The sequence below is a fragment of the Peribacillus sp. TH27 genome, from assembly GCF_016650915.1.
GTDB classification, from domain to species: Bacteria; Bacillota; Bacilli; order Bacillales; family DSM-1321; genus Peribacillus; species Peribacillus butanolivorans.
The window spans coordinates 4,464,429-4,480,312 of sequence record NZ_JAEKEV010000002.1 but is presented as its reverse complement, the minus strand read 5'-3'; the positions used below and the strand labels follow the sequence as shown (position 1 = coordinate 4,480,312).

The 15,884-nt window shown below is 39.1% G+C and carries 17 protein-coding genes; 2 read left to right on the top strand and 15 right to left on the bottom strand.

Annotated elements, in window-relative coordinates; genetic code table 11:
* Positions 1-27 precede the first annotated feature (27 nt).
* Complete coding sequence (locus JFU24_RS22925) at positions 28-708, top strand: VOC family protein (RefSeq protein ID WP_201186251.1); 681 nt, start codon at positions 28-30, stop codon at positions 706-708.
* A 46-nt stretch (positions 709-754) separates the two neighbouring features.
* Here JFU24_RS22925 and lepB read toward each other — a convergent pair whose 3' ends face one another.
* The 10 genes from lepB to JFU24_RS22875 all read right to left on the bottom strand — a co-directional run bounded on the left by lepB (position 755) and on the right by JFU24_RS22875 (position 8,981).
* Positions 755-1,333: a signal peptidase I gene (gene lepB, locus JFU24_RS22920; protein WP_098175739.1), complete on the bottom strand. Its 579-nt coding sequence runs from the start codon at positions 1,331-1,333 to the stop codon at positions 755-757.
* Between the two features lie 64 nt (positions 1,334-1,397).
* The gene (locus tag JFU24_RS22915; RefSeq protein ID WP_053347359.1) at positions 1,398-1,781 is read right to left on the bottom strand and encodes a DnaJ family domain-containing protein; all 384 of its coding nucleotides are present in this window, start codon (positions 1,779-1,781) and stop codon (positions 1,398-1,400) included.
* Between the two features lie 210 nt (positions 1,782-1,991).
* A complete protein-coding gene (locus JFU24_RS22910) occupies positions 1,992-3,650 on the bottom strand; it encodes an immunoglobulin-like domain-containing protein (protein ID WP_201250553.1) in 1,659 nt (552 codons plus the stop codon).
* Positions 3,651-3,918: 268 nt separating this feature from the next.
* On the bottom strand, positions 3,919-4,329 hold the full coding sequence (locus JFU24_RS22905) for a DUF4064 domain-containing protein (protein WP_201250552.1): 411 nt from the start codon (positions 4,327-4,329) through the stop codon (positions 3,919-3,921).
* Between the two features lie 389 nt (positions 4,330-4,718).
* A complete protein-coding gene (locus tag JFU24_RS22900) occupies positions 4,719-4,892 on the bottom strand; it encodes a hypothetical protein (protein WP_201186257.1) in 174 nt (57 codons plus the stop codon).
* Positions 4,893-4,928: 36 nt separating this feature from the next.
* Positions 4,929-5,189 carry a DUF3953 domain-containing protein gene (locus tag JFU24_RS31415; protein ID WP_397443376.1) on the bottom strand — a complete coding sequence of 87 codons (261 nt, stop codon included), beginning with the start codon at positions 5,187-5,189 and terminating at the stop codon, positions 4,929-4,931.
* A 44-nt stretch (positions 5,190-5,233) separates the two neighbouring features.
* The gene (gene cobA, locus JFU24_RS22890) at positions 5,234-6,694 is read right to left on the bottom strand and encodes a uroporphyrinogen-III C-methyltransferase (RefSeq protein ID WP_201250551.1); all 1,461 of its coding nucleotides are present in this window, start codon (positions 6,692-6,694) and stop codon (positions 5,234-5,236) included.
* A gap of 18 nt (positions 6,695-6,712) precedes the next feature.
* The gene (locus tag JFU24_RS22885) at positions 6,713-7,528 is read right to left on the bottom strand and encodes a uroporphyrinogen-III synthase (protein WP_201186262.1); all 816 of its coding nucleotides are present in this window, start codon (positions 7,526-7,528) and stop codon (positions 6,713-6,715) included.
* A 213-nt stretch (positions 7,529-7,741) separates the two neighbouring features.
* Complete coding sequence (locus tag JFU24_RS22880) at positions 7,742-8,452, bottom strand: DsbA family oxidoreductase (RefSeq protein WP_201250550.1); 711 nt, start codon at positions 8,450-8,452, stop codon at positions 7,742-7,744.
* A 73-nt stretch (positions 8,453-8,525) separates the two neighbouring features.
* On the bottom strand, positions 8,526-8,981 hold the full coding sequence (locus JFU24_RS22875; protein ID WP_201186266.1) for an RrF2 family transcriptional regulator: 456 nt from the start codon (positions 8,979-8,981) through the stop codon (positions 8,526-8,528).
* A 170-nt stretch (positions 8,982-9,151) separates the two neighbouring features.
* Here JFU24_RS22875 and JFU24_RS22870 point away from each other — a divergent pair, with 170 nt between their 5' ends.
* Complete coding sequence (locus JFU24_RS22870) at positions 9,152-10,057, top strand: EamA family transporter (RefSeq protein WP_201250549.1); 906 nt, start codon at positions 9,152-9,154, stop codon at positions 10,055-10,057.
* A gap of 206 nt (positions 10,058-10,263) precedes the next feature.
* On the opposite strand, the gene JFU24_RS22865 is transcribed toward JFU24_RS22870, so the two are convergent.
* The 5 genes from JFU24_RS22865 to JFU24_RS22845 all read right to left on the bottom strand — a co-directional run bounded on the left by JFU24_RS22865 (position 10,264) and on the right by JFU24_RS22845 (position 15,844).
* Entirely contained in the window at positions 10,264-10,707 is a 444-nt protein-coding gene (locus JFU24_RS22865; protein WP_201223351.1) for a ferritin-like domain-containing protein, read from the bottom strand.
* Positions 10,708-10,777: 70 nt separating this feature from the next.
* Entirely contained in the window at positions 10,778-12,055 is a 1,278-nt protein-coding gene (locus JFU24_RS22860; RefSeq protein ID WP_274608146.1) for a histidine--tRNA ligase, read from the bottom strand.
* Between the two features lie 1,350 nt (positions 12,056-13,405).
* Complete coding sequence (locus tag JFU24_RS22855; RefSeq protein WP_201250548.1) at positions 13,406-13,771, bottom strand: hypothetical protein; 366 nt, start codon at positions 13,769-13,771, stop codon at positions 13,406-13,408.
* Positions 13,772-14,066: 295 nt separating this feature from the next.
* Positions 14,067-14,831, bottom strand: a complete 765-nt coding sequence (locus tag JFU24_RS22850) for a TIGR03943 family putative permease subunit (RefSeq protein ID WP_201250547.1) — start codon at positions 14,829-14,831, stop codon at positions 14,067-14,069.
* Positions 14,831-15,844 carry a permease gene (locus tag JFU24_RS22845; protein WP_201250546.1) on the bottom strand — a complete coding sequence of 338 codons (1,014 nt, stop codon included), beginning with the start codon at positions 15,842-15,844 and terminating at the stop codon, positions 14,831-14,833. Before JFU24_RS22845 ends, JFU24_RS22850 begins: the two co-directional genes overlap by 1 nt.
* Between the last annotated feature and the right edge of the window lie 40 nt (positions 15,845-15,884).

The window sequence follows — 15,884 nt, the reverse complement described above, 5'->3', positions numbered from 1 at the left end:
GAAACTGAATGAAGAAAGGTGATAAATATGCTGATTAAAAAAGTGAGTCTTATTGCGAGTGACATTGCTGAAATGAAGAAATTTTATGTCGAATTGCTAAATGCCAAATTGCTAGACGAGAGTCATCATGGCTTTACTATAAAAGCAGGGGCAAGCGAATTGGCTTTTACAGAAACAAAAAACGGAAGTAAACCCTTTTATCATTTTGCCTTCAATATCCCGTCCAATCAATTTCAAGAAGCGAAGCAATGGATCAAAGCACGGACTTCTTTAAATACGGAAGATGGCGATGATGAAGTTTACTTCAGCCACCTCAATGCACACTCGCTATATTTCACCGATCCGACCGGCAATATTGTAGAGTTTATTGCCAGGCATTCAATTGCACCAGAAAGTGAAGTGCCTTTCTCAATGGATTCTTTATTAAGCATTGGTGAGATTAATTTAACAACTGCCAAAATCGATGCGATCGGCCAGCAACTAATCGACTTTGGTATTTCCCCCCGGGATAACGGCACTTTGAATCCTAATGGCATTTCTTTCATGGGCAGCAATGGTGTGTTCATTTTATTAAGCAAACCGGGACGGCGCTGGTTCTTTTCAGACCGGGCTGCAGAGATTCACCCATTAACAATCGAAGTAGATCCTGGGAAAACGATTCATCAAGATGAAAATGGGAACATTCGGTTCATCTCTTCACCGATATAAGTTTTTCCAACAATAAAGCGGACTCGACAATCGAGTCCGCTTCCTTTTATTTTACAATTTTTATTTCCTTGATCGGCCAATACACTAGATTCGCTTTGCCGACAATTTCGTCGACGGAAATCGTGCCGATTTCACGGCTATCCAAACTATTTTGGCGATTGTCCCCCATAAGGAACAGCTGATCATCTGGCACTGTCATGCTGCCGGTTATATCCTCGAGCTTGAAAGAATCGGTCAGCGGCACGCCTGCCATCTGATTCTTATATTTGTCTAGGTAGGGTTCTTCATATGCTTTTCCATTAATATAAAGCGTATCATCTTTATATTCTATATGGTCACCTGGCAGACCGATAACCCGTTTTATATAATCTTTATCTACCGTTGCATGAAAAACAACAATATCAAACCTGTCAATACTATCGATGTTTGTTCCAAACTTATTAAGTACAATTCGTTCGTGGTCTTGTAGTGTTGGCATCATTGACTCACCATCTACGACAATAGGTGCAAAAATATATGTTCGAATTAGAAAGGCCAGAATGACTGCAATCCCGATCGCTTTTATCCATGAAAAAACTTCTTTTCTTTTTTCCAAACGAAGTCCCTCTCTCTGTTTTTTATTCATGTCATTATATCATAATCCATTCATAATCACGTCATACAAATACCCACATTTTGCACTTTATCTATCACTTCCATTTTTCATACTGAACTTCGATGCTTCCCCACTCGATTTCCCGACGTTGCATTTGTGTCGGACAAATACCATTATATGTACGTACTTTCTCATTAATTTCTTCAATTCGTTTGGTTAATTCTGATTCAGATGAATTCATTTTTTTTAATCGAACCACGTCAGATAGCTCTCCCCGGATTTCTTTTTGCCATTTAATCCAAAGCGGAAGGAAACCGGCGTCTTTGGCCTTCGTTAAGAAATTATCATACATATTTCCCGATAATGCCGACTTCGGAAGCGGTTTTCCAAAGCCAGGATTATTCTTCAGACCGCCGTCCTTTTCATAGTCCCGAAATATCTGATCCATCCAATTTACATGACCCTCTTCTTTGCCCATTACACTATCTCCCCCCAGACAACTTCGATATTACATCTATTTACAATTATAACATTTAAATCAATATTTGCTCATATACACCAACCAAGAACTTCATTTATTAAGCTCTTTCTACTATTATAATTACATTGTTCTGCCGAAAACATTCCAGCATGCATCCGCATTCAAGCAAAAAGGGATTCCAATATTCCGGAATCCCTTGTTTTCTATCTATTTAACTGTGATTTTCCTTTTTACTAATGCCTTGTTTTTGGACTTATCCGTAACCGTATAAGTCAATGTATAGGTACCCTTTTTCTTGGTATTTACGGTCCCTGTGATTTTGATTTTACTTGTTAAACTGCCATCCAAATTATCTTTCGCCGTTACCCCTGATTTAGGGTTAAATTCCGAGTTATAGCTAATGGTTTTATCTTTGGCTCCGGAAATGACTGGCTTGGTGCTATCTATGGTGATCTTTCTCGTAACAGTTGTAACATTCTTCGATTGATCAGTGACTGTATACTTTAATGTATACGTTCCTTTTTTCTTTGTATTTACCGTACCCGTTACCTTGATTTTACTAGTCAAACTGCCATCCAAATTATCTTTCGCCGTTACTCCTGATTTAGAATTAAAAGCTGAGTTATAGACAACGGTTTTACTCTTGGCGCCGGAAATGACTGGTTTGGTGCTATCTATGGTGATCTTTCTTGTAACTGTCGTAACATTTTTTGATTGATCAGTGACTGTATACTTTAATGTATACGTTCCTTTTTTCTTTGTATTTACCGTACCCGTTACCTTGATTTTACTAGTCAAACTGCCGTCTGCATTATCATTAGCACTCACGTTTGTTTTTGGATTAAATGAAGAATTAAGTCTGATTGTTTTATTTGCGGCACCTGAAATGACAGGTTTAACCGTATCCTTAATTGGCACACCAGGACTTGATTGTTTCTTCGCAATGTAAGCTGATGAAACATAGCCCTTCACCTTTTGATCTTCAGTTTGTACGGGGTACCAGACAAATTTATTAATCTTAGAACTGTCATAGACAAAATCCCCGCTGATGACCAAGTTTGTACCGTTTGGCACGGTATTGGAACCTGACGAAGTATTTGCTTCTTTCCGTATTCTCACATCTAGTGTCGTCACCACTTTGTCTCCTGCCTTGAACCAATAAGCAGAGTCATGCGTTTGATCGGCCAGTGTGTATTCCAGCATTTTAAAGGTGATATTTTCAGTGCTTTCACGATCATATTGAAAGTCGGATGTTCTGAATGGATATTTTGCTAGTTTTGTATCATTCAAATAACTTTGTTTTTCTATCTCAGCAAAAACCTCTTCTTGATATGCATTCGTATTTATTTTCCCAGTTTCCTGGTAAAGAGGACTGTTCACAGGTTTTGTCCCATTGTATGCCATGACAGGGAAATACCAATTTTCAATAACTTTACGTCCTGCACCTTTGATTTTCGGCAAATCTTTTCTTGAATACATACTGCTCAGGACCTCGACGCCAGCTTCAATATTATAAACTATATCATTTTCCAACTTTTTCTGGTCATACCCACGTTTATCGGTAAGCTGCATAAGACCGATACCGCCATCGTCGGATTTAATAGGCTTGCCAGCATCATTAAATTGCCTCCAATCCCCGTTTTCCTGCGTAGCCACGGCCTTTACCACTTCAGGAGGGATTTCAGCTTTTAATGCTGCATTAGTGAGTAAGCAGTTAATCTGTGGATAGGAAGGATTTACATTCGGTTGAATCTCACCAAATGATGAGCAGGCATTGGTTAATTCAGACGCTGCAAAAGCCTGTCCATTGAACAAACTGAATGTTAAACAGGCTACTATTCCAGCCTTTACTAAAGGTAACTTCATGAATCAAACTCCAGTCTATTTATATTTAAATTTATAATAATTCTAACATGATAATCTAGTAATTGTAACGATTACTGGAATAAAATTGGTTTTTTGAAATCAAATTCCTAAAAAGGATAAACAATTTGTTTATTACCTAGAACAAAAGAAGCTGACTCACATTATCGAGTCAGCTTCTTTCTTTTCCAATCACAAGAATATGTATTTATTATGGTTAAAATTTTTCCTATCTTATGGTTAGACTTTTCGGCGCTATGTGGCTATTCTATTATACAATCACATCTACCGGTTCACTCGGTTTCCGCACCAGACACATGATACCCGGCACGATGAAGAAGATAAGGGGCCATACATGAAAGATGGTCAGAATGCCTGTAATGATGAATAAGATTCCGGCTGCCTTCACTTTGCCGCTTTTTACTAGAAAGATAGCAATCAGGCCGCCAGCCAATGTAATAAACAAGGATATAATCCCAGCCCATAATAAGCCAATAAAAAACTTGATTGACATATCCATATCAGACGTTGAAAACTCTGACTCTGTCATTAATGAGTAGTCTACTATTTCTGTTACATCGATACTGTTGATATAAACCGCTGCTATAATCGTCACGATTAATGAAATCGCAGCGATACTCACGCCAATAATACTTAATACAAATTCCCATGTCCGTTTCAATTCATTCGCCTCCCTAGAAAAGTTACTTATATATAATACCCAATCTGGGAAGGAATAAAAGACTTTTCTTAAACATCCTCAGGCTTTTTTTGAGAGCATAAACACGGCTCTGCTATTCTATTATTATTTTTTCTTCACTTCATCAATAAGGCTAATAAGACAGATGCATAATAAAATTAATCCGATAAACGTACCATTGGAACTAGGTTCTTCACCAAAAAATACAGGTGATATGAAAAAATTTAATATAAATATGATTATTGCGAGACTAACTAATACTCTATTAATGAAAAACACCCACCCTTCCATAAGACTAGTTCCGAAGCTACAGGATTGAATTGAAGAAGACTCATAAAGGCATATAAAAAAACGACTCAGATATAGAGCCGTTAATCATCCTTCTTTTTTAACTGTTCGTTTAATTTATCTACTTTATTTTCTAAATGATGCATTTTTGTCATGTGTTTTATAAAGAAACGGAAAACCTTCACAACCATTACGACTAAAAGTACAAGAAGAGCGAGGTAAAATAATTGCCATAATATATCACCAATATAATTCATAATATCACCACCTGAAATTAAATGATTAACCATCGCTTAGTTACTAAAACCTTGTAAAGAAACTAAAAGGACAAATAAAGCTACTAAGATACAAACATACCCTCGAACTTTTCGGTCATTCCGAAGTTTTTCTATTCCCACAAACAACACAAAAGCTCCTAATAAAAATAAGGTGTATGAAGAGTAGTCTACATTCCTAGTGATCAAACTATAAGATGATAGGGCTATTATACTAAACACCAACGAAATTTGAATCTTTATCAGCAACAAATCCCCTCCAAAGAAAAAGCATACCATTTATCACCATTATTTTGGCTGGAAAATGGAAAAAAGGCTCTGTATCAGAGCCTAAAAACATTCCTATTCACAATCAAAGCCACCAATTGCTCGACAGACGGTTCATGCGGCATTATATCCGGCGTAAACCCAAAGTCTTTAAGTATCCTGCCGGTACTTTTCCCGATTACCCCGATGGTAGCTTGAGTTAACATCCCGCTAACATCAACGCCTGCCTTGTCCCCATAATCCATCAGCATATCCACTGAATGCTGATTAGAAAAAAGAACCGTATCAACAGCATTTTCTTCTAGCATTCTCGGAAGAATTTCAAGAAATCTTTCATCCACATATTTTTCGATAGATTGAAAATAGTCCTCGTCCCCATAATTTGGATCCAAGTGTTCCTTTTTCCGATCTCCTATAATCAGCAGAGTTCCGTCTTCCGTCATCTCTGATTTGAGAGCTGCAATTAACCCGCGTTGCTGTAAGACTTTCTTCGATTTCCTCGATACCACATAAAGCTTGGCCGAAATTTGGCGGAAGTCTATAGCATACTCTGTGAGTAAATCTAAAAACCCATGAACACTCTCTGGGGAGGTAAAGAGCATCCGATCATACAAAAGGAAAGATAGCAGCTGACTTTTTTTAGCTTTTACTTTTGTCGTAATCCATTTAGGAAACTCGATGACATCGCCCCCAAGTTCATAAAGGTTCTCCGCCAAGGAACTTTTTGTCGTTCCCGTTCTAGCTACTAAAAACTGCTGCCCATATAGTGGTTTCTTTTCAAACCATTGCAGCCTTTTTCTTAGTAAAATGATATCCCCGACCAAGGTGATAGCCGGGTTCTGAAGCGACTTTTCACTTACCATTTCCACTATATTGGCCAGGGTCCCCTCCACCGTTTCTTGTCTTCCATAGGTGCCCCATTGAATGACGAGTACCGGCGTGTTCTTTGATTTTCCATAACTGATCAAGTTTTCACAGATATTCGGAAGATTGGCTACTCCCATATAAAATGCAACGGTATCTACACTATGTACAAGCCCAGTCCAATCTATTTCCTGTTTGGTACGTTCATGGCCTGTCACCATCGCAAAGGAACGTCCATAATCCCGATGGGTCACGGGGACTCCTGCATACATGGAAGCGGCAATGCTCGACGTAACTCCTGGAATGATTTCAAATGGAATGTCTTTTTCTTTCAACGATTCCGCTTCCTCCCCAACTCTTCCAAAAACGGCAGGATCGCCGCCTTTCAAACGGACGACATTGTGTCCTGCCAGCGCTTTGGAAACGAGCAGCTCATTGATTATCTCTTGCCTAATGCCCTTTGTATAAGGCGTCTTTCCACAATACATCAATTCACAATGAGGAGGAGCAGCTTCCAAAAGCTTCGGATTGAGCAACCGGTCATATAAAATCACATCCGCTTTTTCAATCGCTCTTTGCCCTTTGACGGTAATCAGACCTTCATCGCCTGGACCTGCCCCCACAAAATAGACTTTCCCCTTGGCCTTGGTCATCACTTCACCTCTATCTTCTTACTTACTTGAAATGGCATGATAATATTTCACCAGTTCGATTAATGCACTACCCATTCTTTGATCTTCTGGATAAATGACCCGCTTGATTCCTTCATCGATTACGACCTGCGCCGTTACTTTTCCAACTGCAAGAGCAATCACATCGGATTTAAACCAGTCGATTATTTTATCTTCCACACCTTGTTCACGGGCAAATTTCATCAAATTACGAGGCTGCGGTGCGCTCGTGAACACGACAGAATCTATTTTCCCTCCAAGAATTTCTTCGATCAGCTGCTGCATCGTTTCTGTTTCCGGCGGAATATGTTCGTATGGAAGAATTTCTTTATGCTCTACCTTTTGTTCATCCAACCAATTCATTAAAAGAGGTGCCGGGTCCCCGTGCAGTTGCAATGCGACCTTTACATCTCCAAACAAATGGCCCTCTAGATTGCGAACGAGCCCTGCCGTACTGCCATCATCGTCACGGATTAATGGCTGCAGGCCTAGTTTTTTCAGCATATTCGCCGTTTTATAACCACGAGCTGCAATTTTCATAGACTGCAAAGCTTCTATAAAACGAGCCTCTGCTTCCATCTTCACAGCGGTTTTATATAGAAGTTCCGTTCCCACTCCAGTCGTGAGAATGATCCAATCATACTCTCCTGCAATTAAACGGGTGACATCCTCCTCTAGATGAGAATCATCAAGGAAGACCGTCCCCTGTGCTGGACGAACTAGCGGTACGCCCCCAAGATTATGAACAATTTTACTTATTTCTTCTGTTTTCCTCGCTCCCAATAGAGCAATGGTTCTGCCGTTAAGCTTACTCATTCATAACCCTCCATATGTATATTCAATTTTGAAACCTCTTAGCTATCTCACCTATTATACAAATTTTCAGTCTATGAAACTATAGAAAACAAAAGACTCTTCATTATCTTTCCATAATTAGATACACAATCCTATCAGTCCAAGGTCTTAACATTCATTTTGAAAGAAGTAAAAAAGAGACCCTGATTTCGGGTCTCCGTTTTCATATCTGCTTTATTTTTCCGGTACGTTACAAGAACCGTCCGTACAAGCTTCACCTGTTGCTGGATCATTCACCATTTGAAGCGGATTTTCCTCAGCCCATACCTTTTTCAGCGTATCCAGGAACGCCTCTGTTGGCTGAGCTCCTGAGATGCCATACTTGCGATTAATGACGAAGAATGGGACACCTGTAATTCCAAGCAGGCTTCCTTCTTGCTCGTTCCCTCTAACCTCCGCCGTGAATGCAGTGCCTGCTAGCATGGTTTCTGCCTCAGACTTTTCAAGGCCGGCCTCTTCAGCCAAACTAGCCAATGTAGCATGATCACCAATATGTTTGCCTTCCGTAAAGTATGCTTTAAAAAGGCGTTCATTCATTTCATTATCTTTACCTTTTGATTCAGCAAAATGCATCAAGCGGTGAGCATCAAACGAATTCGTTAAGACCACCTTGTCAAAATGATAATCGAGTCCCAATTCTTTAGCCTGTTGGGTCAGATTTTGGCTGCTCGCTTCTACTTCCGCTTGCGACATGCCATATTTCTTCGCAAGCATTTCATTCGAGGTCATCTTAATATCACGTTCAGCCTCCGGGTTCAACTCAAAACTGCGAAACGAAACCTCTACCTGATTTTTATTTTCAAATTGGCTCAAGGCCTCCTCGAACCGACGCTTTCCTATATAACAAAACGGACATTGATAATCAGACCAAATTTCTACCTTCATGTAAAAACCCCCTTCATTTAATGCAATCACATTAAGCACATTATATAATCTTGGGTATCCTCTTGCAAGGATATTACCCTAGACACTCTTTTTCAAAATTGGCAAAGTCGACTTTTTTCATAAACTCTTCTAACGTATACCCCTTTAATAGGCGCAATGTTTCCTGTTCTGCTTCATTCATGATTTCTTCCAAAGCCGTATCCAACTGCTTCCCAACTTCGCCGCATTCACTCGTTTCCATACAAACAAGACATTCTGGGCGTACGGCTTGATACACATCCGCTAAAGTCAGCTGAGAGGCAGGCACTTTCAAACTATATCCACCATCGCGCCCTTCCTTTGTTTCGACAATCCCTGCAACAGCAAGCTGAGCCATCACTCGGCGTAAAAACGTCGCATGTGAATTCACCTTCGAAGCTATCGCTGAACTCGTCAAAAGCTTCCCGCTTTGAGCAAGCCAAACCAGTGAGTGAATGGCAATAGCAAATCGCGGCGGCCCAATTTGATTATTTCGATTACCTGAAGACATGCTTATCCCCCCTTACAAATCCTATCTCCACTTTTCACATGATATATGTAAGGCCATTATACTATGTTCCGTTCTTCCGAACAAATGACCCCAGCCTATTTGATAAAGAGAGCATTATTGATATACTTTTATAGTCTGAATTTTAAATCTTTAATGACAGGAGAACGTTCATGAATGGTAAATACCCATATTTACTCGTCATACTTGGCGCTATGCTTTGGGGAACAACCGGAACAGCTCAATCTTTCGCCCCTGATGACGCCCACCCAATTGCGATTGGTTCCGTCCGCCTGGCTGTTGGTGGTACTGCCTTATTGGTCATTGCAATCTGGCAAAAAAAAATAACTCTACACAATTGGCCAATAAAAGAAACCATTTTGGCGACGCTAGGTATGGCCTGTTATCAACCACTATTTTTCACAGCTGTCAGCATGACCGGAATCGCCATCGGAACCATTATTACACTTAGCAGCGCCCCTATTATCGCCGGCTTCCTTGAATGGCTATTTGGTAAAAAACGTCCATCCCCGAGATGGTGGATGGCAACAGGTTTATCAATTGCCGGATGTTTGCTTCTTTTTTCCAATCAAGGTTCTGTTACCATTGATCCAGTAGGTGCCTTGCTTGCGCTTGGTGCTGGGGCTTCCTTTACAGTATACACACTGGTAAGTAAAAAGATTTTGGATAAACAGCCTCCAGAAGCAACCGCTGCGGTCATCTTTTGTTTCAGCGCCCTGCTTTTAGCACCTATGTTATTTATATTTGATATCAGCTGGATAGGAACCACAAACGGGTTGGCCGTCAGCCTCCATCTTGGTCTTCTCGCTACCGCAGTTGCCTACTTACTTTTTAATAAAGGGCTTTTATCTGTTCCATCATCAACAGCCGTTTCCCTGTCACTCGCTGAGCCTCTGACAGCCGCGCTTCTAGGCGTATTCCTCATCGGAGAGAGCTTGACTCTAATGTCTTGGTTTGGTGTTGGACTACTCTTATGCGGGATAATTTCACTGACGATTTCGCCAAAAGCGTCAAAGAGTCCTGCTATTATGAACCAGAAGTTGTCTGCGAAAAAGTGACGCTTTTACAGAGTTGGATTTTGCAGCATAATTAATAAATAAGCTAGGATTTTTCCTAGCTTATTTTTTTTGTATGATTGCAGCATAAGCTGTAAATGGATTAATTCGACCGTTGGGAAGGATAATTCGTCCTTCACGCAAATAATTCGACCTTCAAAAGGATAATTCGTCCCTCACGCAATTAATTCGACCCTCATAAGAATTAATCATCCTTTTAAGCCGACTAAGTAATATAAAAACCACACGGCATGATTTTGCTCATCGGCGGCAGCACGATTGAATGCCTTGATTACGGATCGATCAGCCGCACCATCTGCCACTTCTCTATAAAAATCTACGGTTTCCTGCTCATCCTGGAACGCAAATTCCACCCCGTCTCTATAGGACTCAGGGCACGATTCCGTCACTTTAGGCTGTGGCTGCACCCCCGTCAAACTGGTATAAATCTGAGCAAATCTCTGAAAATGCTTGACCTCATCTTCCCTAATTTCCATAATCCGCTTCCGCTGCTTCTCATCCGGTGCTAATTCAGCTAATTTCTCGTAACACTGGATGGCGCTGTACTCGCCATTTATCGCCTTTTCAAGCTGACGGACTAATTTATTCTGCTGTCTACTCCAATCATCTTCATACGTTTCGTACCCATACATGTATAAAAACCTCCCTGTTCCTTTTCCCATTATGCTATGAAAAAACTGAGAAACATGTCATTGTAAGTTGTCAAAACATAAACGGAAGTGATGCCTCTTCCCCGGTTTTCAAATCCTTTAATTTAATGATATTCTCGTTCACCTCATTTTCCCCAATTATCATGACAGCCTGAATCCCTTCTTTGTTCGCCCTATCCAATGCCTTACTTATCTTTTTGCCAGTTAATTCGACTTCCACTTTGTATCCCTTTTGGCGGTATTCTTTGGCCACACCTAATGCTTCTTTCTCCATACCAATTGGAATAATATAGTAGTCAAGATTAGAAACATTTTTTGTTTGATTTGTACTTTTCAAAGCAGTTAAAATCACATCCAGACCAAAAGAAATACCTACAGTTGAGACTTTATCATTTGTACCTGCAAGCCCGCCGATTGCATTGTCATATCTTCCTCCACTTCCAATACTCGACTTTAATTCGCCGTCAGCAAGAAAAATTTCATATACCGTTCCAGTGTATATCTCAAGTCCTCTAGCTAAAAATGGATTAAAGATGCAGATATCCTCAAGTTGTAAGTATTTCAATAATCCTTTTAACTCCGATAATTCCTTTACTCCTTCTTGGAGTAGAATATTATCTGTCGCCAAGCCTTTGAAGAAATTCAAATCGATTGTTTTCCCTATTTTTAGCCAACTTCTAATTGCATTTATCGTTTCAACTGCCACTTGTTTTCTCTCTAACTCTTGTGAAACACCCTCTATCGATATTTTTTCAAGTTTATCCAAAGTTAGTGTCACATCAGCTATTTCAGACTTAGGGACACCCAGCACTTCAAGCATGCCCGCTAATAGCTTCCGGTTGTTATATTGAATACGCACATCTAAACCCAACTTCTGAAAGGCCTCAATCGCCATCATCATTAGCTCTGCCTCCGCCGCCTGTGATTCCACGCCAACTATATCAACATCGCATTGGGTGAACTCACGAAACCTCCCTGCCTTAATTGGTCCATCACGAAACACTTTTCCGATTTCATACCGCTTAAACGGCTTCCTTATTCCTGGGTTCATTGCGACGACCTTTGCAAAAGGAATGGTTAAGTCATAACGAAGGGCTAATTCCCGTTTGCCCTGATCAGTCAGTGTGTACATTTCTTTTAATATTTCCGCTCCTCCTCCATATTTCGAAGCAAGTAATTCTGTATAATTCAAAATTGGTGTTTCAATTGACTGACAGCCATAAAGAAGGAAAACATCCTCTAAAGTCCTTTTAACCTGATTACGAATTGCTTCATCTTGTGGTAAATAATCCTGTGTACCTTTTACATTTTGATAAGCCATCTTCTTCATTAAAACTCCTCCTTTTGTTAGAAAAAATAAAAAAACCGCATCTGATTAACTTACTAATCAAATACGGTTCATAATAAATAGCTTTCCTATTCACGATTTTTCAGCAATCGGATAGCAAAGCTACTGTGTATGATGATGAAGTTGTGAATTCATAAAGGTTTTTCCTTCTTCCATTTTCATCCACCCCTAATTACAAAGTATTTTAACACACTCCATAAAAAGGAACAATACCCCAAGTCTGCCCACTTGGTTAAAAGTTGAGTCCCATGTAAACCCAGTTGAATAAATAGTTTGTACCCATAAAATTACTAGGCTTTGCCTAGTACCACAACTATGTTGGGTCAGTTTTTCTTACTACAGCTCTTAGTTTTCGTTGATTCAGCTGATGACGAAAAGTGTAAATTACCGAGGGATTGGTCCGTTTTATTCCAACTTTGCTTTAGCAATCAACCAACTTTATTTGGTTCGAAAAACATAGATTTTAATCTATGTATAATTGCACCCTGTTTATTATCAGGGATGAGCTGTCGCTGTAAAAAAATTTATTGAATTGTGTTTTTCTTTAATTCAAATTCAGCGAAGATATACCGAAAGAAAAAATTGATTTTCTTGAAGTTAATAAACTATTAAATCGTGTTGAAAAACAGCATGAAGAGCTTCGTAAAGGAAGAAGGAGAATCTTATAAACACTTAGCAATACTAAAACATGTGACCATCTATACCTCTAATAAAAAAGCGATGAAGTTCTGGAAAGAATGAAAAAATAATGAAAAGAGCATTAGGAAAACTGATATTACCTTTGATAATATACTAGGCAAACACTAGCATATTCACGATATCTTAAATTATTAACAGATGGGCTGACAGGGGTCTTAATTTTGGAATATTATTGATCGGAATTTAATTCTAATACGCTGATAAATAAACAAAAAGAATGCTTTAGTAAAAAAGATTGATCATTTTGTAATGGGAACACCAAGATTTTTGATATCAAACTTACTTATTTTATCCTTTCAGTGATTTTTATTGTGAGTGCGTAATTAGTGTTTTTTGGACTGTTGATTTTCAACAGTCCAAAAATTGAGGATCCTATCTATGATCTTTTCAAGGGAATTTCACAAGCATGAATTGCGTTATCCTTCAACAGTCGGAATGGAGGATGTAGATCTGGGGTCAGTGAATGATCCAGATATTGTGTATCTAGGAAGATAACAACTTGAGATTGCATGTTCAATGCCGATAAAGAGGTTTATGTAAACAATAATGCTAGTTTCTACTAAGGTAAACAGCTTGATAATAGAAATTAAAAACACTGCCAACACTTCAATTTGAGTGTTGGCAGTGTTACGTTTAGTCTTCCTGATTCGGCCAAATTTGATATAAATCAGATTTATCTTGACCTTGTAAATAAACTTTCTCTACATTTTGTAAATTCTCATCTCTAATTTTGATTAAAAAATCACCGGATTCACCAATCAATAGACGGTTATTTATATATAAATACATGTTTTCACCATCTATTTTATACTTATAGCCACTATATTTCATGGCTCCTCCAGTGAAATTTCCATTAGTAGTGAAAGTGTTACCCTCTAATTTTGCAATGTCTAGATAGATCGCATCTGTTTCAGTAGTATTTTTTCTAAACAAGCTCCATGCTCCTATACAAATAATTATTAATACTATTATTCCTATAATAAGTGAATTTCGTTTCAATATTGTACCTTCTTTCAATAATTTTCATCACTAATTAATAACTACTTCTAGAACCTTTTAAAGAAGTAGAGTTAGGTTCAACAAACTGAATGTCAGCCGATTTATTCTAATCAAATACGGTTCATGATAAATAGCTTTCCTATTCACGATTTTTCAGCAATCGGATAGCAAAGCTACTATGTATGATGATGAAGTTGTGAATTCATAAAGGGTTTTCCTTTTTCTATTTTTATCCACCCCTAATTACAAAGCATTTTAACACACTCCATAAAAAGGAACAATATCCCATAGCAATCTATTGAATAATCTCCACATTTTCATACAAATAAGCTTCTTCCGGTGCCTTTATTTTCTTCGACTCTTTTAAATCAATAACCGGTACCGCTTCACCTTTATAACTCCCTTTTTTTAATGTACCTGTAATGGTGTACCAATCATTCGTCTTCATATTTTTCACATTTCCATTGACCATATAGCCGTATAACGTCGCGTCGACCACACAGCAGGACATGGAGAGACGGGCGATTGCCATTCGTTTTTCTTTAAATGAATCTTCACGATAAATAAACCCGGAAAGCTCTATTTCCTTCCCCTCGATTGTATCGAGGTTGTTCAGCAAATCATCCAAAACTTCAAAGTAATTGTCATCTGTGACAGAAATCTTTTCACTGTTCACGTGTTTCCCTGCATCGTATGAACTTACTAAGGGAGTCTGTTGCTGAACCATCCCTCTTTTTGCCAGCACTTCTCCGCTCAATGTAAAGTCCGTCAAAATGAAGCCAAGCATAATCGGAATGAAGAACAAACTATATTTCAGGACTTTCATGGCCGGTGAAGACTCGCTATGGGATTCACACTCACAATTATGCAGGCTCTGTTTTTGTTTTTTCATACGCAGAAGACTGATTCCTAAAAAAGCAAAAAGCGCAGCCAACGCATATGGAACCATTTTGGGTGCAATTAATTTCGTTAAATGACCAGAAACGTACAATTTAAAAATCATAAGACCCAATCCAAGTAGCAGCAGTCCCTCAAGTCTTTGGATAAAAAAACTTTTCATTAGAAGCCCCCCTTACTTATCATTACACCTGCGAGCAGACACAGACTGAAGACGACTGCGAAAACAAGCAGTACATATGTGACGACAAAGCTCCGTTTAAAACAGGACAGCATAATCAGAACATTTTTCAAATCCAGCATTGGACCAAATACAAGGAAACCAAGGATAGATCCCGGTAGAAAACTATGAGAAAAGGAAGCGGCAACGAATGCATCTGCTGATGAACAGAGCGAAAGTACAAACGCTATTCCCATCATCAGTGCTGTTCCTTGAATCGGTGTCTGACCGATATCGGCCAGAATAGTCCGATCCATTAAAACTTGAAATACACTGGCAAACAAGGCGCCTATGATAAAGTATCTGCCGACCATAAAAAATTCCTGTGAAGTGTGATCGATGAAGCTTGTCCATTTACTAGGCCCAGGAGTAACGTGATCATGCTTATGAACAAGTTCTATCCTATCTTCTTTTACCACGTCTTTACTGCAGAAGATATAAATAAATAAACCTACAATAACGGCCGTAATAACACAGAGAATGATTCTTCCGTATAGAATGGACGGGTTATTCTGAAAGGCATAATAAGTTGAGCCGAACACGATGACATTTAAGATTGGGGCGGTAACGAGTAAAACAACACCTGCATGAACCGGGACACCCTTCACAATTAACCTTCGCACGACCGGTATGATTGCACACTCGCAAACCGGGATAATCAGTGCCGCCGCAATCGCAGCAAAAATAGCCGTAAGAGGTCTTTTTGGAATCATCCGCTGAATGATTTCTTCACTAACAAACAACTGGATAAACGAAGATGCAATTGCACCCAAGAACAGAAAAGGAATCGATTCTAAAAACAACCCCAAAAAGATAACCAACACCGAATGAAGCATCGGGTAGGCTGAGAAATCAAGTGCTTTTGGAATAAACACATCGCCTAGAAAAAAGAATGCAAGTAGCAAAAACAGCAGAATCAATAACAGCAGATTGCCCGTGTATCGTTTCAAAAGCATTTTTCAACCACCTTTACAAATCATAATTATTACGATTTGA